Origin of the sequence: Cupriavidus sp. CuC1 (assembly GCF_044627735.1) — a bacterium.
In the GTDB taxonomy this organism is placed as follows: domain Bacteria; phylum Pseudomonadota; class Gammaproteobacteria; order Burkholderiales; family Burkholderiaceae; genus Cupriavidus; species Cupriavidus ulmosensis.
This window is the reverse complement of record NZ_JBIUHC010000152.1, coordinates 1-23,379: the sequence shown is the minus strand read 5'-3', so window position 1 is coordinate 23,379 and position 23,379 is coordinate 1. Positions and strand designations below refer to the sequence as shown.

Genomic DNA, 23,379 nt, shown 5'->3' with positions numbered 1-23,379 from the left:
CAGCGCGTCGCCGCCGTTGTTGCCCGGGCCGGCCAGCAGCAGCAGCGGGCCCGCCGGCGCGTGGTGCGCCAGCCAGGCCGCCGCGGCGGCGCCGGCTCGCGACATCAGCTCGAAGGCGGGCAGGCTGGCCATGGCGGCCGCCTCGATACGGCGGATGGCTGCCACGTCGTACAGCGGGATCGCGCTGGCGCTTGCCGCGTCGAGGGGCAGCCAGGCATCGGCGGGCAGCGGGGCGGCCAGCGCGGGAGAGTTCGGGGCAGAGCTTTGCATGGTCAGCGTGGGCCCAGGCCGTAGCGGTCGGGGGTCAGGCCGTCCAGTTCGATGCCGGGGCGATTGCCTGCGATCAGGTCCGCGGCAATGCGCCCTGAGCCGCATGCCATCGCCCAGCCTGTGGAGCCGTGGCCCAGGTTGAGGTACAGCCCGGGCACGGCGGTGGCGCCGATCAGCGGCGGGCCATCGGGCAGCATCGGGCGGGCGCCGGCCCACAGCGTGGCCGCGCCATAGTGGCCCGCAACCGGAAACCAGTCGCGCGCTACCTTGAGCAAGGTGTTGACGGCCGCGGGACGCAGGTCGAGCTTGCGCGAGCCGAGCTCGGCGGTGCCGGCGATCCGCAGGCGGTTGCCCATGCGCGTGATGGCGACCTTGTACGACTCGTCCATCAACGCGGCCAGCGGCGCCTGCAGCTCATCGCTGACCTGCACCGTGGCGGAATAGCCTTTGACCGGATAGAGCGGGATGCGCAGGCCCAGCGGGCGCAGCAACGCGGCGCTGGCCACGCCTGCGCTGACCAGCACACGATCGGCGGTGAGCGCCTCGCGCGCGCTGCCTGCAGTGCCTGCATTGCCGGCAGCGGTGCCACGCAGGTCAAGCGAGAGCTTGCCGCCCGGCAACGGCCGCAGCGCACCGGCGTCGCTGTCCATGACAAAGCGCACGCCCGCGGCCTCGGCCAGCACGCGTAGCCGGCGCACGAACATCGGGCAGTTGCCGGATTCGTCCTCGGGCAGGTGCAGGCCGCCGGCCAGCGGCGTGTCGGTGGCGAGGCCAGGCTCGATGCGCCGGCAGCCGTCGGCGTCGACCAGCCGGTGCGGCACCTTGTGTTCGCGCAGCAGGGCCAGCGCTGGTTCGGCAAGGTCCCGGTCGCGCCGGGTGCGGAACAGTTGCAGATAGCCTTGCGATTGCTCGTAGTCGATCTCAAGCTGGCTGCGAAGCGCATGCAGGCATTCGCGGCTGTAGAAGGCCAGGCGCTGCATGCGCAGCTTGTTGATGCGGTACCGCTCCAGCGTGCATTCGCCCAGCCAGCGCACGATCCAGCGCCACATGGCCGGATCGGCGCTGGGCCGGAACAGGACGGGCGAGGTGCTGGCGAAGAGGTTGCGCAGCACCTTGCCTGGCATGCCGGGCGCTGCCCACGGGGTGACATAGCCGGGCGCGATCACGCCGGCATTGCCGAAACTGGATTCCTGCGCCGGCGCGGCGCGCCGATCGACCACGGTCACCTTGAAGCCGGCCTCGCGCAGGTACCAGGCGGAACAGACGCCGATCACGCCGGCGCCGATGACGATCACATGCATGGCACTCCGTAGAGGGCCGGGCGGGCCCTCGCTGTCTCGCTATGCCACCGGCGATGCCGATGGCTACTTCAACTCTTTCTGCATGACCACGTCGGGCAGCCAGGTGACGATTTCCGGCCACACGGTGACGATGCCGATGGCCACTACCATCATCATGAAGAATGGCAGCGATACCCTCGCTATGTAATTACTGTCCTTGCCTGTCATGCTCTGCAGCACGAACAGGTTGAACCCCACCGGCGGCGTCACCTCGGCGATCTCCACCAGCAGCACGATGAATATCCCGAACCATACCAGATCGAAGCCCGCGGCCTGCACCATCGGCAGCACCGTGGCGGTGGTCAGCGCGATCATGGAAATGCCATCGAGCGCGGTGCCCAGCAGGATATAGATCACGGTCAGCACGGCAATGAGCGCCCAGGGCGACAGGTGCATCGAGGCCACCCATTCGGCCAGCGCGCGCGGAATGCCCGTGAAGCTCATGGTTACCGACAGGAACGAGGTCGCGCCCAGCACGAACATGATCATCGCGGTCAGCCGGGTGGCCGACATCAGGCTTTCCCAGAACGCCTTGCGCGTGAGCGAGCCGCCCACCCAGGCCAGCGCCAGCGACGCCACCACGCCGTAGGCGGCCGCTTCCGTGGCCGTGGAGTAGCCCGTGATCATGATCCACGTGATAAAGGCGATCAGCACGATGCACGGCATCAGCTGGCGGATCGAGGCGAGCCGCGAGCGCCAGTTGAAGGCTTCCGCCTTCGGTGTCTTGTCCGGGTTCGACAGCGCCCACACCACGATGTAGCCGGAGAACAGCAGCATCAGCAGCAGGCCGGGCAGGAAGCCGGCCAGGAACACGCGGATGATCGACACATCGGCCGAGACCGCGTAGACCACCATGGTGATCGATGGGGGGATCAGGATGCCGAGCGTGCCGGCGCACGACAGCGAGCCCAGCGTCACGCGCTCATCGTAGCCGCGCCGGGTCAGCTCGGGCAGCGCGGACTTGGCGATGGTGGCGCAGGTGGCCGCGGACGAGCCCGACACCGAGCCGAAGATGCCGCAGCCCAGGATGTTGACGTGCATCAGGCGCCCGGGGAGCCAGCTCAGCCACGGCGACAGCCCGTTGAACATCTGCTCGGACAACTTGGTGCGGAAGAGTATCTCGCCCATCCACACAAAGAGCGGCAGCGAGGCCAGCGTGTACGACGCGCTGGACGACCACCACGCATTGGCCAGGTTGACCAGCGCATCGCGCTCGGCAAACACCACCAGCCCCACCCACGAGGTGACGGCAATGGCCACGGGAATCCACGCGCCGATGACCAGGAAGCCGATCATCACCACCAGCAGGATCAGGGAAATCAGGACGGTGCTCATCAGACGGTCTCCCCGAAGTCGCCGGCGGCCAGCTTGGCTTCCTGCGCCAACTGGTAGCGCGGCTTTTGCTTGCGCGCCACGCGCACCAGCTCATCGAGCACCGCCAGCATGAAGCCGGCGCAGCCCAGCACCGCGAAGCTCTGCGGAATCCACAGCGGCACCACGATCTGGCCCTGCGACACATCGCCGATTTCCCAGCTCTGCCAGGCGAAGCTGAACAAGGCCCAGGTCGCATAGGCGGCGAATACCGTGCAGATGGTCAGCGAGACCAGCTCCAGCCACCAGCGCGGGCGCGGGCCCACGGCTTCCAGCAGCATCTCCACGCGGACGATGCCGCCGTGCTGGAAGGTCTGGCCGAGTACGAGGAAGGCGGAGGCGGCGCACAGCCACGCAACGATGTCGTCGCCGCCCTTGAAGATAAACGTGGTCTCGCGCGAGAACGACATCAGGATCATGATGAGGCAGACCCCGAGGATACAGAGCGCGCCGAGCACGGCGAACAGGTCAAGCAGCCGGTCCAGCCAGCGCTTGTTGACGCAAGGAGCTTCCATGGCGAATGGGGAGGGTTGATGCGGTGAAAAAGAGGGCGCGGGAGGCTGCGGCGGCAAGGCCACGGCGGGCAACGCCGCCGTGGCCGGCTACGGATCGCTTGTTTCTCGCAAAGGCACTAATTACGGCACTAACTACGGCACTGACTATGGCAATGACGACAACGCTTACTTCTTGTACGCGTCCAGGATGGCCTTGCCGTCGTCGCCGGCGCCCTTGGCCCATTCGTCCACCATCACCTGGCCGAGCTTCTGCATGTCCTGCTTCAGCTGGGGCGAAGGCGGCTGCACGGCCATGCCGTTCTTGCCGAGCACGGCCAGGTATTCACGCGTCTTTTGCTCCGATGCCTGCCAGCCGCGCTTCTCGGCGTCGGCTACGGTCTTGAGCAGGGCGTCCTGGGTCGGTTTGTCCAGCGCGGCGAATGCCTTCTTGCTGACCACCAGCATGTTCTTGGGCAGCCACGCATCGACGGTGTAGAAGTACTTCACGCTCTCCCACACCTTGGTGTCCACGCCCGTGGCGCCCGAGGACATGAACGAATTCACGGTGCCGGTAGCCAGCGCCTGCGCCAGGTCGGCGGCCTGGATGGTCACCGGTTGCGCGCCCACCAGTTCGGCGATCTTGGAGGTGGCGGGGTTGTACGCACGCCACTTCAGGCCCTTCATGTCGGCCGCGGCGTTGATCGGCTTGTTGGCGTAGATGCCTTGCGGGGGCCAGGCCACTGCGTACAGCAGCTTCATGCCTTGCTTGTCCAGCACCTTGTCGGTGACCGCGCGCGAGGCCTGCCACAGCTTGTAGGAGTCCTGGTAGCTGGTGGCCAGGAAGGGCACCGCGTCCACGCCGAACACCGGGTTCTCGTTGGCCAGCAGCGACATCAGGATCTCGCCCATCTGCACCTGGCCGGTCTGCACGCCGCGCTTGATCTCGTTGGCCTTGAGCAGCGAGCCGTTGGGGTGGATCACGATCTTGAGCTTGCCGCCGGTGGCCTTCTCCACGTCGGTGGCCATCTGCTGCAGGTTTTCGGTATGGAGGTTGCTGACCGGGTAGCCGGTCGGCAGGTCCCATTTGGTATCCGCCCGCGCGGCGGACGTCATCACGGCCGAGGTGGCAAGCACCCCGCCCAGCAGCATGCACTTCAGTGTGGCCTTCCCTTGCATCGATCTCTCCTGGTTGGTCGTTGCGGCTACCTATGTCTTGGTTTTTGTTCTGAAGTCGTCTTGCCCGCGCCACCTGGCTCAGGGGTGGCGCGGGTTACCTCAGTCTTGCTCCGGCGCCTCAGGCGGCCGGCTGGATGATGGACTCCAATGCAATTGCCGTGCCCAGCAGTTGCGCGTCGCGCAGCGCACCGTGCGAGAGCATCAGGCCCACGGGCAATTCGTCCGGCTGGTGGCAGGGCAGCGAGATCGAGCAGCCATCGAGGAAGTTGAACGCCGAGGTATTGCGCAGCAGCAGGGCGTTGGTGCGGAAGAAGAGAGCGTCGTCCGCCACCAGCGGGGCGATCGGCGGCGCCACCATCGGCACCGTGGGGCAGGCCACGGCGTCGAAGCCTTCGATGCGGGCCGCAACCCGCGCGATCCAGCCGAGGCGGGCGCGCATCAGGTCCACGTAGTCGGCCGCGCTCATGGCGGCGCCGCGGTCGATGCGCGAGGCCACGCGCGGGTCGTATTGCTCGCGCCGCGTGGCCAGCACGTGGCGGTGGATGGCGTGCGCCTCGGCGGCGGTGAAGCCGCCGCCGGCGTTGATGGTGGCCAGCTCGGTCAGCTCCGGCAGGTCGATGTGCTCGATCTGCACGCCGGCCGCGGACAGCCGGCCGAGGGCGCGGTCGAAGGCGCGCGCCACCGTGTCATCGAGGTCGTCGAGCAGGACCTGGCGGGGGATGGCCAGGCGGATGCCGGCCGCGGCCTTGATGGCGGGGAGCACCGCCTGGTCGGCGATCACGCTGTCCACCAGCACGCAGTCCTGCACCGTGCGCGCCATGGCGCAGGCGGTATCCAGGGTGTAGGAGAGCGGAAAGGCGCCGTCCAGCGGCACGCGCCGGGCGGTCGGCTTGAAGCCGGTCAGCCCGCACAGCGCCGCGGGGATGCGGATGGAGCCGCCGGTATCGCTGCCCAGCCCGGCCACCGCCAGGCCCAGCGCCACGGACACCGCGGCGCCCGACGACGAGCCGCCGGGAATGCGCGCCACCTGCTTGTCCGCCGGGTTCACCGGCGTGCCGAAATGCGGGTTGATGCCCACGCCGGAGAAGGCGAACTCCGTCATATTGGTGCGGCCGACCAGCGCCGCGCCGCTCTCGCGCAGCCGGCGCACCACCGTGGCATCGGCCGTGGCCGCCAGCGCATCGCTGCGCACCGGCGAGCCGGCGCGCGAGGCTTCGCCGGCGATGTTGAACAGGTCCTTGACCGAGACCGGCAGGCCCGCTAGCGGATGCAGCGGCTTGCCCGCCAGGCTGGCCGCGTCGGCGGCCTTGGCCACCTGGGTTGCCGCGTCGAAGGTGGTGTGCAGGAACACGGCGTTGGCGGCCGGCTGCTGCGCGTGCTGCGCAGCCTGGGCGATCACGTCGGCGCGGGAGATCGCGCCATCGCGAAGTTTTGTCTGTAATGTCTGGATATCCGTGGGCATTGGGTTCGCGATCAATCGCGCTCAGGAGGGGTCGGATCGAGTCTATCCAGTGCGCCGGCGCTACGCAACCAGCCCAAGGCGGGGCGCGCCAGCGTCCCCGCGATAGTGCGCAACCCGCATTTCCCGCCCTTTTTTCGTGCAGAATCCACGGTGACATCCCCGATGTTTTGCTTGGATTTATTTTGTGTTTATCCTCATAATTTGTTAATAAACTGTCAAGCCAAATATGGTGGCTGCGACATCGGGGATACACCTAGTCATCCTTGTCATGCCGTGCGCACACCAACCCATGAAAGGAGTGAAGACATGGCGCGTAAGCCAGCAACCGAGCCCGCAACCGAGCCAGTAACCGAGCCAGTAACCGCCGCTGGCGCCGAGGGCCGCGACGCATCCGCCAGATCCGCGGCCAGCGCGCTGGTACGCCCATCCGGCCCCAATATCGTTTCGTCTTCGCACCTGGTGTCCGAGCGCAGCCCGGAGTTGTCGGAGTTCGAGTTCGGCCTGAACACGGCCTACAACGCCTACAGCCGCTGGGTAGTGCGCTGCATGGGCGCCTCCGGCGTGCGCGACCTGACCTTCCTGGACGTGCTGGTGCTGCATCACGTCAACCACCGGGCGCGCCCCAAGCGGCTCGCCGATATCTGCTTTGTGCTCAATGTCGAAGACACCCACCTGGTCACCTACGCGCTCAAGAAGCTGCAGGGCCTGGCGCTGGTGGAGGGCGAACGCGTCGGCAAGGAAGCCACCTACATCACCACGCCCGCCGGCACGCAGGCCTGCGCCCGCTACCGCGAGATCCGCGAGCAATGCCTGACCAGCAATTTCTCCGCCGGCAGTGCCGAGAACGTGGAGATCGGCGAGCTGGCGCGGCTGCTGCGGGTGCTGACCGGCCTGTACGAGCAGGCCGCGCGCTCGGCGACCTCCCTGTAGCTGCAGCAAGGACGCTGCGTTCGGCCGGCCTGCACCCCGGCCGCGCTGCCGCATGAGCGCCCGCTTTATCCCCGACATTTCCACCACGCCAAACAAGGAAGTCCCGCATGTCAATGTCGCTGCCATCCTCCGCTGCCGTTGTTTCGGACCGTCGCCGCTGGCAATTCTGGATCGATCGCGGCGGCACCTTCACCGATGTGGTGGGGCTCCAGCCGGACGGCACGGTAGTCACGCACAAGCTGCTGTCCGAGAACCCGGAGCAGTACACCGATGCCGCCGTGGCCGGCATCCGCCACCTGCTCGGGCTGGCGCCCGGCGAGCCGGTCACGCCGGCGCAGGTGGAAGTGGTGAAGATGGGCACCACTGTCGCGACCAATGCCTTGCTGGAGCGCAAGGGCGAGCCGGTGGCGCTGTTCATCACGCGCGGCTTTCGCGATGCGCTGCGCATCGCTTACCAGAACCGGCCGCGCCTGTTCGACCTGAACATCGTGCTGCCGGAGCTGCTCTACCGCGAAGTGGTGGAAGTGGGCGAGCGCCTGGATGCGCAGGGCGAATTGGTGACGCCGCTCGACGAGGCCGCGCTGCGCGCCGATATGCGGCGCGTGTTCGACAGCGGCATCCGCGCCATTGCCATCGTCTTCCTGCACGGCTACCGGCAGGCGGCGCACGAGCAGGCGGCCGCGCGCATCGCCCGCGAAACCGGCTTTACGCAGATTTCCGTCTCGCACCAGGTGTCGCCGCTGATGAAGCTGGTGTCGCGTGGCGATACCACGGTGGTGGACGCCTACCTGTCGCCGATCCTGCGCCGCTATGTCGAGCAAGTCGAGCAGCAGATGCCGGGCGTGCGCCTGCAGTTCATGCAGAGCAACGGCGGCCTGACCGACGCGCACCGCTTCCAGGGCAAGGACGCCATCCTGTCCGGCCCGGCCGGCGGCATCGTCGGCATGGTGCGCTCGTCGCAGAGCGCGGGCTTCGGGCGCATCATCGGCTTCGACATGGGCGGCACGTCGACCGACGTCTCGCACTTCAACGGCAACCATCCCAACGATTTCGAGCGCGTGTTCGAGACCAGCGTGGCGGGTGTGCGCATGCGCGCGCCGATGATGAGCATCCACACGGTCGCCGCGGGCGGCGGCTCCATCCTGCACTTCGACGGCAGCCGCTTCCGCGTTGGCCCCGATTCGGCCGGCGCCAACCCGGGGCCGGCCAGCTACCGGCGCGGCGGCCCGCTGGCGGTGACCGACTGCAACGTCATGCTCGGCAAGATCCAGCCACGGCATTTCCCCGCGGTGTTCGGGCCGCGTGCCGATGCCGCGCTGGACCGCGGCACGGTGGTGGCCAAGTTCGAGGCGCTGGCGCAAGCGGTAACGGAAGCTACCGGCGATCAACGCAGCGCCGAGCAGGTGGCCGAAGGCTTTATCGAGATCGCGGTCGGCAATATGGCCAACGCCATCAAGCAGATCTCCGTGCAGCGCGGCCACGACGTGACGGGCTACACGCTGACCACCTTCGGCGGCGCCGGCGGGCAGCATGCCTGCCTGGTGGCGGACGCCCTCGGCATGCAGACCGTGTTCGTGCATCCGCTGGCCGGCGTGCTGTCGGCCTACGGCATGGGCCTGGCCGACCGCACCGCCATGCGCGAGCGTGCCGTGGAGACGCGCCTCGACGACAGCGCGCTGCCCGGCCTGCAAGCCACGCTCGATGCGCTGGCAAGCGAAGCGCGGCAGGAACTGCTGGAGCAGGAGGTCGCCGAGGCGCAGATCGATGTGGTGCGCCGCGCGCATCTGCGCTATGAGGGTACCGACTCGGCGCTGGTTGTGCCGTTCGGCACCCTGGCCGCCATGCAGGCGGCGTTCGATGCCGCCTATCGCCAGCGCTATGCCTTCCTGATGCAGGGCAAGCCGCTGATCGTGGAGGCACTGTCGGTGGAAGCCATCGGCAGCAGCGAGCCGCCCGAGGAAAGACTGCCCGACCCGCAGCCGCGCACCGGCGGCCCTGTGCCGGCGGAACAGGTACGCGTGTTCAGCGGCGGCACCTGGCACGACACGGGCCTGTTCCCGCGTGACACGTTGCGCCCCGGCGACGTGCTGCCTGGCCCGGCCATCATTGCCGAGCGCAACGCCACCACGGTGGTCGAGCCCGGCTGGCAGGCCGAGCTGACCGCGCGCGACCACCTGGTGCTGACCCGCGCGGTGCCGCGGCCCCAGCGGCGCGCCATGGGCGCCGACGCCGATCCGGTGATGCTGGAAGTGTTCAACAACCTGTTCATGTCGATCGCCGAGCAGATGGGCCAGCGGCTGCAGAACACCGCCTACTCGGTCAACATCAAGGAGCGGCTCGACTTCTCCTGCGCCATCTTCGATGCCGGCGGCAACCTGATCGCCAATGCCCCGCACATGCCGGTGCACCTGGGCTCGATGGGCGAGAGCATCAAGACCGTGATCGCGCGCAACGCCGGGCACATGGCCGACGGCGATGTCTACGTGCTGAACGACCCCTACAACGGCGGCACGCACCTGCCGGACGTCACGGTGATCACGCCGGTCTTCGACGAAGCCGGCGAGGAAATCCTCTTCTACGTCGGCTCGCGCGGCCACCACGCCGATATCGGCGGCATCACGCCGGGCTCGATGCCGCCGGACTCCACGGTGGTGGAGGAAGAAGGCGTGATGATCGACAACTTCCCGCTGGTGAAGGCCGGCGTGCTCGACGATGCCGGCATGCGCGCACTGCTGGCAGGCGCGCGCTACCCGGCCCGCAATATCGACCAGAACATGGCCGACCTGCGCGCCCAGGTGGCGGCCAACGCCAAGGGCGTGGAAGAGCTGCGCAAGATGGTGGTGCAGTTTGGCCTGCCGGTGGTGCGCGCTTATATGGGCCACGTGCAGGACAACGCCGAGGAAGCGGTGCGCCGCGTCATCACCGCGCTGAAGGACGGCGCCTATCGCTACCCGCTGGACAATGGCGCGGAAATCCAGGTACGCGTGACCGTGGACCAGGCCAGGCGCGAAGCCGTGGTGGACTTCACCGGCACTTCGGCGCAGCTGCCCAACAACTTCAACGCGCCGCGCGCGGTGTGCATGGCGGCCGTGCTCTACGTGTTCCGCACGCTGGTGAACGAGGACATCCCGCTCAATGCCGGCTGCCTCAAGCCGATCAACGTGATCATCCCCGAAGGCTCGATGCTCAATCCGCGCTATCCGGCCTCGGTGGTGTCCGGCAATGTGGAAACGTCATCGTGCATCACCAACGCGCTGTATGGCGCGCTGGGCGTGGTGGCGGCCAGCCAGGGCACCATGAACAATTTCACCTTCGGCAACGCGCGCTACCAGTACTACGAGACCATCTCCGGCGGCAGCGGCGCGGGGCAGGGCTTCAACGGCTGCGACGTGGTGCAGACCAATATGACCAACTCGCGCCTGACCGATCCGGAGGTGCTGGAGTGGCGCTTCCCGGTGCGGCTGGAAAGCTATGAGATCCGGCCCGGCTCGGGCGGCGCAGGGCAGTGGCACGGGGGCAACGGCGGCATCCGCAAGGTGCGCTTCCTGGAGCCGATGACAGCGTCGATCCTGTCCAACAATCGCTTGCATGCGCCGTTCGGCATGGCCGGCGGCGAGCCCGGCGCCATGGGCCGCAACTACGTGGTGCGGGGTGATGGCACCGAGCAAGCGCTGGGCCATGTCGGGCGTTGCGAGATGGCGGCGGGCGACATCTTCGTGGTGGAAACGCCGGGCGGCGGGGGCTACGGCAAGGTGTAAGGGCCGGGCAGGGCGAGCCGGGGCGCAATGCTTCGGCTCGTTGCAGGCGCGTCGCGGGCGCGACGAATTTTCATTTCCAACAGATCAGTCTTTCGTCACTTCCTGATTTTCCAATCCATCATTTTCGACAGATCCGGCACACGCGGCGTTGCTGCCGGACACATCGCGTTGCAGCAATTTCCTTGACTTATCCTCAGGTGATTCCTAGGTTTATGAAGACCCTGGGATACGAGGCCATCGCAGCATGTGGTCCTTCCCGGGGGGCAAGGGAGGGACCGCAGTGACGCCACGCAGCAGATCAATCGTTCTTGGTATCGTATTGATTGGCGCATTGATCGGCGCGATCGCCGCGGGCGGGTGTTCCAGGCCGGAGCCTGGCCACGTTCTTGACGAAGCGCGGCAGGCCGGCCGTGGCCCGGAAACGTTCCGGCACGCCTCTGAAGACTATTTCCACGACATGGATCGTGGCGTCGCGCTGACCCAGGAAGAAATCGCCGGCCGCAATATGTGGCTGGTGTGGAGTGGCGGCAACGACAGGTTCTGGGACGACATGACGAACTTCACGTTCGGCGCGTTCGACCTGCTCAAGTCCATCAGCTCGCATCCGAGCCAGGGCTATTCCCGCGACACCCGCTGGCGCTATCTGGGCCTGCTCAACGAGCCCTGCTTCGAGGCGCCCACCGGTCCCGATCCGAAACGCTTCAACCTGTGGCTGGATCAGCGGGTCAAGGATTGCCCGGCCGATCCCTTCGAGAACGAGCAGGCCTATCCCGGGGTCAAGACCGGCGCGCGGGGCACCACGTTCTCCAACGGCGAGAAGCTGCCCGTCGGCTCCTACTACGGATACCCCACCGGCATCATCGGCTTGCGGCTGTTCCCCAACCCCGCCTTTGACGAAAAGGCCGCGAAAGCGTGGGATGCGCAACGCTACTACACCGATCCGAAATACTACAACCGTGCCGATCTCGTGCGGCCCTACCGCGTTGGCATGGCCTGCGGTTTTTGCCACGCGGGCCCGAGCCCGATCCATCCGCCCGGGGATCCCGCGCATCCGCAATGGCCCGAGCTGAGTTCCACGGTAGGCGCGCAGTACATGTGGGTGGACCGGCTGTTCATCCATAACGCATCGACTCCCGAAGGCCGGCAGAACTTCATGTTCCAGCTCGTGCATACCTTCCGCCCGGGCACCATGGATACCTCGCTGGTGTCGACCGACAACATCAACAACCCCCGCACCATGAACGCGCTCTACGACCTGATGTCGCGCATGGGCGTGGCCAGGCGCATCGGCGAAGAAAAGCTGGCCGGGGGCGAGCTGAACAACCGGCAGCTCAACGACTTCGTCAAGTCCGGCGCGCTGACGCAGTTCTACGCGCCGCCCGACACGGTATGGACGCCGCATGTCCTCAAGGACGGCGCCGACTCGGTCGGCGTGCTCGGCGCCTTGAACCGGGTGTATTTGAACATCGGCCTGTTCAGCGAGGAATGGCTGTTGCACTTCAACCCCATCCTCGGCGGCAAGCCGATCTCGCCCATCGCGCTCGCCGTGGCGCAGAAGAACTCCAGCTACTGGGGGGCGACGGAAGCCGGCACGATCAACATGGCGCTGTTCCTGCTGAAGTCGACCCCGCCGGACCACCTGGCCGATGCCCCGGGCGGCGCCGGCTTGCTGGCCGACCCCGCCACGCCGGCCGGTGCGCAGATGCTCGACCGGGGCAAGGCCGTGTTCGCCGACACTTGCGCGCGCTGCCATTCCAGCAAGGCGCCGCCGCCGCCGGCCAGCCTGAACCTGCAGCACTGCGCGGGCCCGAACTATCTTGCCTGCTTCATGCGGTACTGGAAATGGACGCAGACTGACGAGTTCAAGACGCAGATGCGCGAGGTGGTCAAGGCGCCGGACTTCCTGGAGGGCAACTATCTGTCATCCGATGCGCGTATTCCCGCCACGCTGCTGCGTACCAACGTGTGCAGCCCGCTCGCGACCAATGCGCTGCGCGGGAATATCTGGGACAACTTCTCGTCCGAGTCGTACAAGACGCTGCCCTCGGTTGGCACCGTTACGTTGAACGACCCCTTCACCGGGGAGCGCTGGCAATACCGGATGCCGGCCGGTGGCCGTGGCTATACCCGCGTGCCGTCGCTGATCAGCGTGTGGTCGACGGCGCCGTTCCTGCTCAACAACGCGCTCGGGCCCTTCAGCGAGGATCCGTCGGTCGCCAGCCGCATCAAGGTCTTCGATGCGTCCATCGAGCAACTGCTGTGGCCGGACAAGCGCGTGCATGACGACATCCTGGGCGCCAAGGTACCTGGCACCATCGACCGCACCACCGAGCGTAGCCAGATCACCGTGCCGGAGGGCTTCGTGCCGGACGCGCTCAAGCCGTTGCAAGGCTTCATGCACCGCTATGCGCCGTGGCTGGTGGGGGCGGGCGGCGACGTGACCATCGGCCCCGCACCCAAGCAGATGCCAGTCAACCTGCTGGCCAATATCCAGCCGCTGCCGGAGACCAGCGATGTCGGTGCCAAGGCCGAGCACGCGGCCAAGGTGGTGGGCCTGGCCGTCAGGCTGAGATCGGACCTGGCCTCGGTGCCGGAGGGCGCGAGCGACGCGGATCTGGGCAAGACCTACGCCAACCTGGTCAAGCCGATGCTGGAACTCAGCAAGTGTCCGGATTACATCGTGAACCGCGGCCATTACTTCGGCACGGCGGAGTTCAACAACCAGGCCGGCCTGAGCGCCGATGAGCAGTCGTTCGGACAGGAGCCGGTATTGAGCGATGACGACAAACGGGCCTTGATAGCCTTTCTCAAGACGTTTTGAAGAAGACGGCGCGGCGGGGATATGTCTGCTCCAGGCGAACCAGGGTGGGATTACGTGATCGTCGGTTCCGGCGCGGGGGGCGGCACGCTCGCCGCGCGACTGGCGGAGGCAGGCATGCGTGTGTGCCTGCTCGAGGCGGGCAACGATGCGCGCGAGCCTGACACGGCTTGCATGCCGGAAGACTACGAGGTGCCCGCGTTTCACGCGTGCGCCTCCGAGAACCCGGCGATGAGCTGGAATTTTTTCGTGCGCCACTACGCGGATGACGCGCAGCAGCGGCGGGACCCGAAGTACGGCAGCGAAGGCGTGCTCTATCCCCGGGCGGCGACGCTGGGCGGCTGCACGGCGCACAACGCCATGATCTTTGTCTATCCGCATGATTCGGACTGGGACGGCGTTGCCGAGCTGACCGGCGACCCTTCGTGGAAGGCCGCCCACATGCGCCGGTACGCCAAGACGCTGGAGCAATGCCGGCACCGTCCGTTGTGGGCGCTCGCGCGCCGCCTTGGCATCGATCCCACGGCGCACGGCTGGGACGGATGGCTCAGCACCGAGCGCGCGTTTCCGCTGGAAGCGTTGACCGACAATGCGCTCACGCGCCTGATCCTCGGCTCGATGGAACTGGCGGCGCGCAGTGTGCCGCGGCGCCTGCACGCGGTCCTGAGCTTCTTGCGCTGGCAAGGCGATCCGAACTCCAGGATCTGGGGAAGGCGCTGCTTCAAAGGCGTTTGCTACACGCCGCTTTCCACGCGCGGGCATGCCCGCAACGGCGCGCGCGAACGGGTGCTCGATGTGGCAGCCCGTTTTCCTTCGCGCTTGCATATCGAGATGGACGCCCTGGCCACGCGCGTGCTGCTGGACGCGGATGGCACGGCGACCGGCGTCGAATACCTGAAGGGCAGGCGCCTCTACCAGGCGCATGTTTCGCCAAGCACGGCGCCCGGCGTGCGCCATGAGGTGCGCGCGCGCCGCGCGGTGATCCTTGCGGGCGGCGCGTTCAATACGCCGCAGCTGCTGATGCTGTCGGGCGTCGGCCCGGCCGAGCACCTGCGCGCGCACGGCATTCCCGTGAAGGTGGACTTGCCGGGCGTCGGGCGCAATCTGCAGGATCGTTATGAGGTGGGCGTGGTGAGCCGGATGGCGCAGCCGTGGCGCATCCTCGATGGCGCCCGCTTCGTGAAGGATGATCCGGCCTATTGCAGCTGGCGCGATCGCCGGCATGGCGTCTACACCTCCAACGGCGTGGCGATCGCGGTGGCACGGCGCTCACACAAATCCGTGCCCGTGCCGGACGTGTTCTGCATGGCGCTGGTCGAGCATTTCACTGGCTATTTCCCGGGTTACTCCAAGCTCTTCGCCCAGAGCGATGATGCGCTCACCTGGGCCATTCTCAAGGCGCACACGCAGAACCGCGCGGGCACGGTGCGGCTGCGCTCCGCGAATCCGCTCGAACCGCCCTTGATCAATTTCCACTATTTCGAGGAGGGCGGCGCCGGGGCGGATGAAGACCTGCGCGCGGTGATCGGCGCCATCCGGTTTGTGCGCAAGCTGGCAGCGCCGCTGGTCGAGCGCGGCGTGATCGCGCAGGAGCACCTTCCTGGCGCTCACCTGCGCAGCGACGATGAGCTGGGCGGCTATGTGCGCGATAACGCCTGGGGGCACCATGCCTCGTGCAGCTGCGCCATTGGCGCGCGCGAGGCGGGCGGCGTGCTGGGCAGCGATTTTTCAGTGCATGGCACGCGCGGGCTGCGGGTGGTCGACGCGTCGGTCTTCCCGCGGATTCCCGGCTTCTTCTTGGCCAGCGCGGTCTACATGATCGCCGAGAAGGCCGCCGATGTGCTCTTGCACGAAGCGAAGGCCGCGGCGAGAGCGCAAGCTACTGCGGCGGCGGCAGCATAGACAGGCGACCGACACTGGAGGTGCAAACATGGCATACGACACACGCACGCTGCTGGCGATGAGCCAGGAACAGCTTGACGACCTGTTCCGCAACAGCCCGGCCGGCGACATTCCGGATGGCGAGGCCACCGGCACCGCCATCATCTCGCCCGGCACGGTGTTTAGCGAGAGCATCGCCAAGATGATCAACCTCTTTGCCTGGCAGGGAAAGGTCTTCGACGCCAAGCGAGGCGTCCTCAAGAACCGCATCTCCATCTTCGGGCTCGAGGCGATCCTGGCGAAGGTGTACAAGGGCGAGAGCTGGCTCGACCAGAAGGAATGCATCGTCCTGGACTATTCCGCCACATCGCTGGTCGCGCACTGGATCCGTGACGAGATCCGCTGCATCGCGCCTGGCGTGTATCTCGGCAAGGTGTACTGGGACAAGCATCGCCTGATCGATTTCTGCCTCGAGTTCTGATGAAGCGCAGAACGTTCCTGGTCGGCGGCATTGGCGGCATCGGGGCGGTCGGCGCATTGCTGATCGGCTGGTCGGTGCTGCCGCCACGGCAGCGCCTGGCCACATCGCAGCCGTTGCCCGCGGTCGGCACGCAGGTGGGGCTCAATGGCTGGGTCAAGGTGGCGGCGGACAACACCGTCACCATCATGATGTGCCGCTCCGAGATGGGGCAGGGCGCGCACACCGGCCTGGCCATGGTGCTGGCCGACGAGCTGGATGCCAACTGGGCCCACGTGAAGGTCGAGCATGCGCCCGTGGACAAGATCTACAACAACCTGGAAGTCGCCGTCGACGATCTCCCGTTCCGCGCGGACGACGATGGCGTGGCCAAACACCTGGCAGCCTGGCTGACCCGCAAGCTCATGCGCGAGATCGGCGAGATGGTGACAGGCGGCTCGTCGAGCCTCAACGACCTGTGGGACCCGATGCGCGAGGCCGGCGCATCCGCCCGCGCGATGCTGATCGGCGCCGCTGCCGCGCGCTGGAACGTGCCGGCGGGCGAGTGCCGCGCGCAGGACGGCAAGGTGCTGCACCCCTCGGGAAAAACAGCCACCTTCGGCGAACTGGCGGCGCAGGCCGGCAAGCTCCCGCTGCCGGCCAAGGCGGTGCTCAAGCAGCCATCCGAATTCAAGCTGATCGGCAAGGACATACACCGCATCGAGGCCGCGTCCAAGATCGACGGCACGGCGCGCTTTGGCATCGACGTGCTGCCCGAGGGCCTGCTGTACGCCAGCGTGACGATGTGCCCGACGCTGGGCGGTACGGTGGCGAGCTTCGACGGCGCGGCTGCCACCGCGTTGCCGGGCATCGTCAAGGTGCTCGCGGTCGATGCCTACAACGGCGGCACCGGCGGGGTGGCGGTCATCGCGGACAATGCGTACCGGGCCATGAAGGCGCTGGATGCGGTCAAGATCGTATGGAATCCCGGCCCGGCCGCCTCACTGTCCAGCCCGGAGGTGAGCCGCCGTCTCGCGCAGGCGCTGGACGCCTCCGACGGCCACGCCTACTACCGGCACGGCGATGTCGAGGCGGCATTGAAGTCCGCCGCGAAGCCCGTCAACGCCGAGTACAGCGCACCCTACCTCGCGCATGGGGCGGTGGAACCCATCAACTGCACGGTGCAGGTGCGCGACGGCGCGGCCAGGGTCTGGGTCTCGACGCAGTTGCCGGGCCTGGCGCGCCGGGCGGTCTCGAAGGTGCTCGGGATCGATGTCGACAAGGTCGACGTGCAGCCGCAACTGATCGGTGGCGCGTTCGGACGGCGGCTGGAGGTGGATTTCATCTCCCAGGCGGCGGCGATCGCGCGCGAGGGCGGTGGGCGGCCGGTGCAGACGATCTGGTCGCGCATCCAGGACACCACGCACGACTTCTATCGGCCGGCCTGCCTTTCGCGCTTCAAGGCCGGGCTCGATGGCGCGGGCAACCTGGTGGCATGGCACAACACGTCGGCCAGCCAGGCCATCGTGCCCGCCATGCTGGCACGCTTGCTTGGCCTGCCTGGCCTGGGCATCGACAAGACCACCACGGAAGGCGCGTTCGACCGGCCCTACGAATGGCCGAACGCGCGCGTCGGGCACGTGATTGTCGACCTGCCGGTGCCGGTGGGCTTCTGGCGCTCGGTTGGCCACTCACACCAGGCATTTTTCACCGAGAGCTTTATCGACGAACTGGCGGCAGCCGCTGGCAAGGATCCCGTCGCCTTCCGTGCCGGCCTGTTGGCCAAGCATCCGCGCCATCTGGCCGTGTTGCACAGGGCTGCGGACAAGGCCGGCTGGGGAAAGCCGCCAGGGAAGACGGCAGACGGCGCCGCGCTCGCACGCGGGGTGGCGCTGCACGAGGCATACGGCAGCATCGTCGCGCAGGTGGCGGAGGTATCCGTGGCGCCGGACAAGGCTGTGCGTGTGCACCGGGTGGTCTGCGCGATCGATTGCGGGATGCCGGTGAACCCGAACCTGATCCGCCAGCAGATGGAGAGCGCGATCATCTTTGGCTTGTCGGCCGCGCTGTTCGAGAAGATCACGATCGTCGACGGCCAGGTGCACCAGAAAACGTTTGGCGATTTCCCCGTCATCTTCATGAACAACTGCCCGGCGATCGAAACCTACATCATGCCAAGCCAGGCGCATCCCCAGGGTGTGGGAGAAACCGGCACGCCGCCGATTGCGCCGGCGGTGGCCAATGCCCTGTTTGCGCTGACGGGACAACGCCTGCGCGCGTTGCCCTTGAAACTGGCCTGAGTCCCGGGAGAAAGTCATGCTGCCCCTGAACATCAACGGCAAGACGGTGTCCGTGCAGTCCGATCCGGACACCCCGCTGCTGTGGGTACTCCGGTGCGAACTGGGGTTGACCGGCACCAAGTATGGCTGCGGCATCGGCGTTTGCCGGGCCTGCACGGTGCAGTTGAATGGCGAGCCGCAGGTCGCCTGCATGAACCCGATCTCCGGGCTGGCAACTACCAGGATCGTGACCATCGAAGGCTTGCGGGGCCCGCAGGCGCAGGCTTTGAAGGCCGCCTGGATCGATTTGGACGTGGTGCAGTGCGGCTACTGCCAGAGCGCGCAGCTCATGACGGCCAGCGCGCTCCTGAAACGCATCCCAAAGCCCAGCGATGCCGACATCGACAAGGCGATGGAGCACATCGTCTGCCGCTGCGGCACCTACCCGCGGATCCGCGCTGCGATCCACCAAGCCGCCGGACAGCCACGCACCTGAGGCAGCCCGGCCCGGCGAGGGATCGGCAAATCGCGGCCGTCCTGGCCGGCTGTTCAAGGTGGCGGGGTGACGCTGGAGGCATAGCAGGCGCTGGGCGGCGATGCGTTGGGGCGGCGGAGATGGCGCGGCAGTAGGGCGCTGGGGGGGGGGAGATCCGGGTGCTTTTCGCGGCACAACGAGGCCGGGCGCCGGGCGTTGCGCGTGACGACTGCGGAGCTTGTCCGGGCCGCCGCCGCCTTTGTCCATCAAGCCGCCTCTGCTGCAACGCGGGAACCCCCCCTCGACAAGGTATAATCCCGGTTTCCCGCCAGCACGGCGCCCCAACCAGCGGCGCCGGCCGGTAGCAGCCCCTACCTCCTGCCCTCCCGACCGCTCAGACCATGGCGCATTTCTCGTGCTTCCCCGGTGCATTGGCGCTTTCCGCCTTTCGCCAGCAACGCCTGCTCACCGCCCTCAAGCAGATCGACGCCGACATCGAGTCGGTGCACGGCCAGTTCCTGCATTTTGTCGACACCGACGTGCCGCTGTCGCAAGACGACAGCGCCCGCATTGCCGCGTTGCTGACCTATGGTGCGCCTTTCGAGGCACAAACCGACGGTGATCGCTTTGTGGTGATCCCGCGCTTCGGCACCATCTCGCCGTGGGCCAGCAAGGCGACCGATATCGCGCATAACTGCGGCTTCGAGCACGTGCACCGCATCGAGCGTGGCATCGAGATCACCGTGATCTGCAAGAAGGGCCTGCTGCGCGGGCGCAAGACGCTGGATGCCGGCACCCGCGCCGCGGTAGCCGCCCACCTGTTCGATCGCATGACCGAAAGCGTGGTGGCTTCGCGTGAAGACGCCGCCGGCCTGTTCCAGGAACTGCCGGCCAAGCCGCTGCGCTTCATCGACATCTCCGGTGGCCGCGCCGCGCTGGCGCAAGCCAATACCGAGATGGGCCTGGCCCTGTCGGAAGACGAGATCGACTACCTGGTCGACGCCTACGCCAAGCTGGAGCGCAACCCGACCGACGTCGAACTGATGATGTTCGCGCAGGCCAACAGCGAGCACTGCCGCCACAAGATCTTCAACGCCACTTGGACCATCGACGGCGTGCAGCAGGACAAGTCCCTGTTCGCCATGATCCGCAATACCCACCAGTTGAACCCGCAAGGGTCGATCGTGGCGTACTCGGACAACTCCGCGGTGATGGAAGGCGACGTGGCCGAGCGCTGGTTCCCGCGCGGCACCGAGCAGAAGTACGGCCGCCATGAGGCGCTGACGCACACGCTGATGAAGGTGGAGACGCATAACCACCCGACCGCCATCTCGCCGTTCCCCGGTGCCTCCACCGGCGCCGGCGGTGAAATCCGCGACGAAGGCGCCACCGGCCGTGGCGGCAAGCCCAAGGCTGGCCTGACCGGCTTCACGGTGTCCAACCTGATGCTGCCCGACGCCGTGGAAGGCTGGGAGAACGCGCGCGACGCCGCCCAGCCGGTGGCGCACCGCAACCCGGACGACAAGGCCAGCGTGACCGGCAAGCCGGACCGCATCGCCTCGCCGCTGCAGATCATGACCGAAGGCCCGCTCGGCGGCGCCGCGTTCAACAACGAATTCGGCCGCGCCATCCTGGGCGGTTACTTCCGCGTCTACGAGCAAAACGTGGGCGGCACCGTGCGCGGCTATCACAAGCCGATCATGATCGCCGGCGGCATCGGCAACATCGACGCCGGCCACACGCACAAGAAGGCGCTGCCGGCAGGCTCCCTGCTGATCCAGCTGGGCGGCCCGGGCATGCGCATCGGCATGGGCGGCAGCGCCGCCAGCTCGATGGCGACCGGCACCAATACCGCCGACCTGGACTTCGATTCGGTCCAGCGCGGCAACCCGGAAATGGAGCGGCGCGCGCAGGAAGTCATCAACGCCTGCTGGCAGCTCGGCGACGACAACCCCATCCTGTCGATCCACGACGTGGGCGCGGGCGGCATCTCCAATGCCTTCCCCGAACTGGTGGACGGCGCGGGCCGCGGCGCGCGCTTCGACCTGCGCCAGGTGCACCTGGAAGAGTCGGGCATGAGCCCGGCCGAGATCTGGTGCAACGAGTCGCAGGAACGCTATGTGATGGCGGTGGCGCCGGAATCCTTCCCGCTGTTCCAGACCATGTGCCAGCGCGAGCGTTCGCCGTTTGCCGTGGTGGGCATCGCCACCGAAGAGCAGCAGCTGCAACTGGTTGACGCGCACGTCGACGCGGCGCTCAAGGAACACTATGCCGTGAACATGCCGATGGACGTGCTGCTGGGCAAGCCGCCGCGCATGCACCGCGACGTCAAGCATGTCGAGCAAAGCCTGCCCCCGGTGGACGTGACCGGCATCGCGCTGGACAAGGCCGTGCGTGACGTGCTGCGCCACCCGACCGTAGCCAGCAAGTCCTTCCTGATCACCATCGGCGACCGCACCGTCGGCGGCATGAACGCGCGCGACCAGATGGTCGGCCCCTGGCAGGTGCCGGTGGCCGACGTGGCCGTGACCACGCTCGACTACAAGGGCCGCGCCGGCGAAGCCATGACCATGGGCGAGCGCACGCCGCTGGCCGTGATCAACGCCCCCGCGTCCGGCCGCATGGCCATCGGCGAGGCGCTGACCAACCTGGCCGCCGCGCCGGTCAAGGACCTGGGCAAGGTCAAGCTGTCGGCCAACTGGATGGCCGCCTGCGGCGTGGAAGGCGAGGACGCCAAGCTGTACGACACCGTGCACGCGGTTGGCATGGAATTGTGCCCGGCGCTCGGCATCAGCATCCCGGTGGGCAAGGATTCGCTGTCGATGCGCACCAAGTGGCAGGACAACGGCGTCGACAAGGAAGTGGTCGCGCCGGTCTCGCTGATCATCTCGGCGTTTGCCGCCGTGGATGACACCGACCGCACCCTGACCCCGCAACTGCGCACCGATGCGGGCGACAGCGTGCTGATCGCCATCGACCTCGGCCGCGGCAAGAACCGCCTCGGCGGCAGCATCCTGGCCCAGGTGACGCAGCAGGTGGGCGACACCACGCCGGACGTGGACAGCGCCGAGGACCTGAAGAACTTCTTCAACGTGATCCAGCGCCTGAACCGCGACGGCAAGCTGCTGGCCTACCACGACCGCTCCGACGGCGGCTTCATGGCAGCGCTGGCCGAGATGGCCTTTGCCGGCCATTGCGGCCTGTCGCTCAACGTCGACATGCTGGCGCTGGACCCGGTGCAGGAGCAGGACTTCGGCGACGCCAAGAACTGGACCCAGCAAATCTCCGGCCGCCGCGACGACCAGACCCTGCGCGCGCTGTTCTCGGAAGAGCTCGGCGCGGTCATCCAGGTCCGCCTGGAAGAGCGCGACGCCGTGTTCGCCGTGCTGCGCGAGGTTGGCCTGTCGGCCTGCAGCCACGTGGTCGGCAAGCCCAACGCCACCGACCAGATCGAGATCTACCGCGACGCCAAGAAGGTCTTCGGCGCCGCGCGCGGCGAGCTGCAGCGCACCTGGAGCGAAGTCAGCTGGCGCATCGCGCGCCTGCGCGACAACCCGGCCTGCGCCGACAGCGAATACGACCGCGTGCTCGACGCGGCGGACCCGGGCATCTCGCCGGTGCTGACCTTCGATCCGGCAGAAGACATCGCCGCGCCGTTCGTGGCCACCGGCGCGCGTCCGCGCGTGGCGATCCTGCGCGAGCAGGGCGTCAACTCGCAGATCGAAATGGCGTACAGCATGGACCGCGCGGGCTTCGACACGCACGACGTCCACATGAGCGACCTGATCGCCGGGCGCGCCAACCTGGCCGACTTCTCCGGCTTTGTCGCCTGCGGCGGCTTCAGCTACGGCGATGTGCTGGGCGCCGGCGAAGGCTGGGCCAAGACCATCCTGTTCAACGCGCAGATGGCCGAGCAGTTCGCGGCCTTCTTCAACCGCCAGGACACCTTCGCGCTGGGCGTGTGCAACGGCTGCCAGATGATGAGCAACCTCGCCCCGATCATCCCGGGCGCGGGCGCATGGCCCAAGTTCACCCGCAACCAGTCCGAGCAGTACGAAGCGCGCTACGTCACCGTGGAAGTGCAATCCTCGCCGTCGATCTTCTTCGCCGGCATGGAAGGCAGCCGCATCCCCATCGTGGTGGCGCACGGCGAAGGCTTCGCCGACTTCTCGCAGCAAGGCGACAAGAGCCAGGCCCAGGTGGCGCTGCGCTTCGTGGACAACCGCGGCGCGCCGACGCAAACCTACCCGCTGAACCCGAACGGCTCGCCGGACGGCATCACCTCGGTGACCACCACCGACGGCCGCTTCACCGTGCTGATGCCGCACCCGGAACGCGTGTTCCGCACCGCCACCATGAGCTGGGCGCCGGACGCCTGGAAGCAGGTGGAAGATGGCGGCAGCCCGTGGATGCGCATGTTCCGCAATGCGCGGAAATGGGTGGGTTGAACGGCTTGCTGTTCTTCACGCTGTAGAAAGACAAAAGCCCGCAAGCGGGCTTTTGTCTTTGCTGACCGGGGCATTTGCCGAAGCCGGGGAACGGGCCAAAGCCGCGTGCCATGACGACGGCTGTTACTCCCTCTCCCCTCATGGCTTAGGTTTGCCCACAAATCGGCGTCCTCGATAAGGCAGTGCTACTTGTAAACACAATCTGACGGTGTTAACTTCA

At 67.3% G+C, this 23,379-nt stretch carries 14 protein-coding genes; 8 read left to right on the top strand and 6 right to left on the bottom strand.

Translation table 11 applies throughout. The features are described from left to right. The 6 genes from ACGLHR_RS40950 to ACGLHR_RS40925 form a co-directional block, all read right to left on the bottom strand. The coding region (locus ACGLHR_RS40950) for an NAD(P)H-hydrate epimerase (RefSeq protein ID WP_400101421.1) at nt 1–270 on the bottom strand (270 nt) is incomplete at its 3' end. Nucleotides 271–272: 2 nt separating this feature from the next. Further along, nucleotides 273–1,571, bottom strand: a complete 1,299-nt coding sequence (locus ACGLHR_RS40945) for a D-amino acid dehydrogenase (protein WP_400101419.1) — start codon at nt 1,569–1,571, stop codon at nt 273–275. 63 nt (nt 1,572–1,634) lie between these two features. Beyond that, nucleotides 1,635–2,945 carry a TRAP transporter large permease gene (locus tag ACGLHR_RS40940; protein ID WP_400101418.1) on the bottom strand — a complete coding sequence of 437 codons (1,311 nt, stop codon included), beginning with the start codon at nt 2,943–2,945 and terminating at the stop codon, nt 1,635–1,637. Next, the gene (locus ACGLHR_RS40935; RefSeq protein WP_318233527.1) at nt 2,945–3,496 is read right to left on the bottom strand and encodes a TRAP transporter small permease; all 552 of its coding nucleotides are present in this window, start codon (nt 3,494–3,496) and stop codon (nt 2,945–2,947) included. The genes ACGLHR_RS40940 and ACGLHR_RS40935 overlap by 1 nt, the downstream gene beginning before the upstream one ends. A 165-nt stretch (nt 3,497–3,661) precedes the next feature. Then, entirely contained in the window at nt 3,662–4,624 is a 963-nt protein-coding gene (locus ACGLHR_RS40930) for a TRAP transporter substrate-binding protein (protein ID WP_267606340.1), read from the bottom strand. 145 nt (nt 4,625–4,769) lie between these two features. After that, on the bottom strand, nt 4,770–6,113 hold the full coding sequence (locus tag ACGLHR_RS40925) for an amidase (RefSeq protein ID WP_400101415.1): 1,344 nt from the start codon (nt 6,111–6,113) through the stop codon (nt 4,770–4,772). A 306-nt stretch (nt 6,114–6,419) separates the two neighbouring features. Between ACGLHR_RS40925 and ACGLHR_RS40920 the strand changes: the two genes are divergently transcribed. The 8 genes from ACGLHR_RS40920 to purL all read left to right on the top strand — a co-directional run bounded on the left by ACGLHR_RS40920 (nt 6,420) and on the right by purL (nt 23,159). Then, complete coding sequence (locus ACGLHR_RS40920; RefSeq protein ID WP_400101413.1) at nt 6,420–7,043, top strand: winged helix DNA-binding protein; 624 nt, start codon at nt 6,420–6,422, stop codon at nt 7,041–7,043. Between the two features lie 113 nt (nt 7,044–7,156). Beyond that, the gene (locus ACGLHR_RS40915) at nt 7,157–10,801 is read left to right on the top strand and encodes a hydantoinase B/oxoprolinase family protein (RefSeq protein WP_400101423.1); all 3,645 of its coding nucleotides are present in this window, start codon (nt 7,157–7,159) and stop codon (nt 10,799–10,801) included. Between the two features lie 457 nt (nt 10,802–11,258). Continuing rightward, complete coding sequence (locus ACGLHR_RS40910) at nt 11,259–13,622, top strand: hypothetical protein (RefSeq protein WP_400101412.1); 2,364 nt, start codon at nt 11,259–11,261, stop codon at nt 13,620–13,622. Between the two features lie 21 nt (nt 13,623–13,643). Further along, complete coding sequence (locus ACGLHR_RS40905) at nt 13,644–15,521, top strand: GMC family oxidoreductase (protein WP_400101410.1); 1,878 nt, start codon at nt 13,644–13,646, stop codon at nt 15,519–15,521. A 28-nt stretch (nt 15,522–15,549) separates the two neighbouring features. Further along, entirely contained in the window at nt 15,550–15,981 is a 432-nt protein-coding gene (locus tag ACGLHR_RS40900; RefSeq protein ID WP_400101409.1) for a hypothetical protein, read from the top strand. Then, entirely contained in the window at nt 15,981–18,257 is a 2,277-nt protein-coding gene (locus tag ACGLHR_RS40895) for a molybdopterin cofactor-binding domain-containing protein (RefSeq protein ID WP_400101407.1), read from the top strand. Before ACGLHR_RS40900 ends, ACGLHR_RS40895 begins: the two co-directional genes overlap by 1 nt. A gap of 16 nt (nt 18,258–18,273) precedes the next feature. Beyond that, on the top strand, nt 18,274–18,732 hold the full coding sequence (locus tag ACGLHR_RS40890; protein WP_400101405.1) for a (2Fe-2S)-binding protein: 459 nt from the start codon (nt 18,274–18,276) through the stop codon (nt 18,730–18,732). Between the two features lie 380 nt (nt 18,733–19,112). Further along, nucleotides 19,113–23,159, top strand: coding sequence for a phosphoribosylformylglycinamidine synthase (purL, locus tag ACGLHR_RS40885; RefSeq protein WP_400101403.1), 4,047 nt, complete (start codon nt 19,113–19,115; stop codon nt 23,157–23,159). The last annotated feature ends 220 nt before the right edge of the window (nt 23,160–23,379 follow it).

Coding starts and splice junctions, on each gene's coding strand:
- ACGLHR_RS40915 (WP_400101423.1), top strand. CDS start 7,157: ATGTCGCTGCCATCCTCCGCTGCCGTTGTTTCGGACCGTCGCCGCTGG.
- ACGLHR_RS40940 (WP_400101418.1), bottom strand. CDS start 2,945: ATGAGCACCGTCCTGATTTCCCTGATCCTGCTGGTGGTGATGATCGGC.
- ACGLHR_RS40905 (WP_400101410.1), top strand. CDS start 13,644: ATGTCTGCTCCAGGCGAACCAGGGTGGGATTACGTGATCGTCGGTTCC.
- ACGLHR_RS40920 (WP_400101413.1), top strand. CDS start 6,420: ATGGCGCGTAAGCCAGCAACCGAGCCCGCAACCGAGCCAGTAACCGAG.
- ACGLHR_RS40895 (WP_400101407.1), top strand. CDS start 15,981: ATGAAGCGCAGAACGTTCCTGGTCGGCGGCATTGGCGGCATCGGGGCG.
- purL (WP_400101403.1), top strand. CDS start 19,113: ATGGCGCATTTCTCGTGCTTCCCCGGTGCATTGGCGCTTTCCGCCTTT.
- ACGLHR_RS40935 (WP_318233527.1), bottom strand. CDS start 3,496: ATGGAAGCTCCTTGCGTCAACAAGCGCTGGCTGGACCGGCTGCTTGAC.
- ACGLHR_RS40930 (WP_267606340.1), bottom strand. CDS start 4,624: ATGCTGCTGGGCGGGGTGCTTGCCACCTCGGCCGTGATGACGTCCGCC.
- ACGLHR_RS40945 (WP_400101419.1), bottom strand. CDS start 1,571: ATGCATGTGATCGTCATCGGCGCCGGCGTGATCGGCGTCTGTTCCGCC.
- ACGLHR_RS40890 (WP_400101405.1), top strand. CDS start 18,274: ATGCTGCCCCTGAACATCAACGGCAAGACGGTGTCCGTGCAGTCCGAT.
- ACGLHR_RS40900 (WP_400101409.1), top strand. CDS start 15,550: ATGGCATACGACACACGCACGCTGCTGGCGATGAGCCAGGAACAGCTT.
- ACGLHR_RS40910 (WP_400101412.1), top strand. CDS start 11,259: ATGGATCGTGGCGTCGCGCTGACCCAGGAAGAAATCGCCGGCCGCAAT.
- ACGLHR_RS40925 (WP_400101415.1), bottom strand. CDS start 6,113: ATGCCCACGGATATCCAGACATTACAGACAAAACTTCGCGATGGCGCG.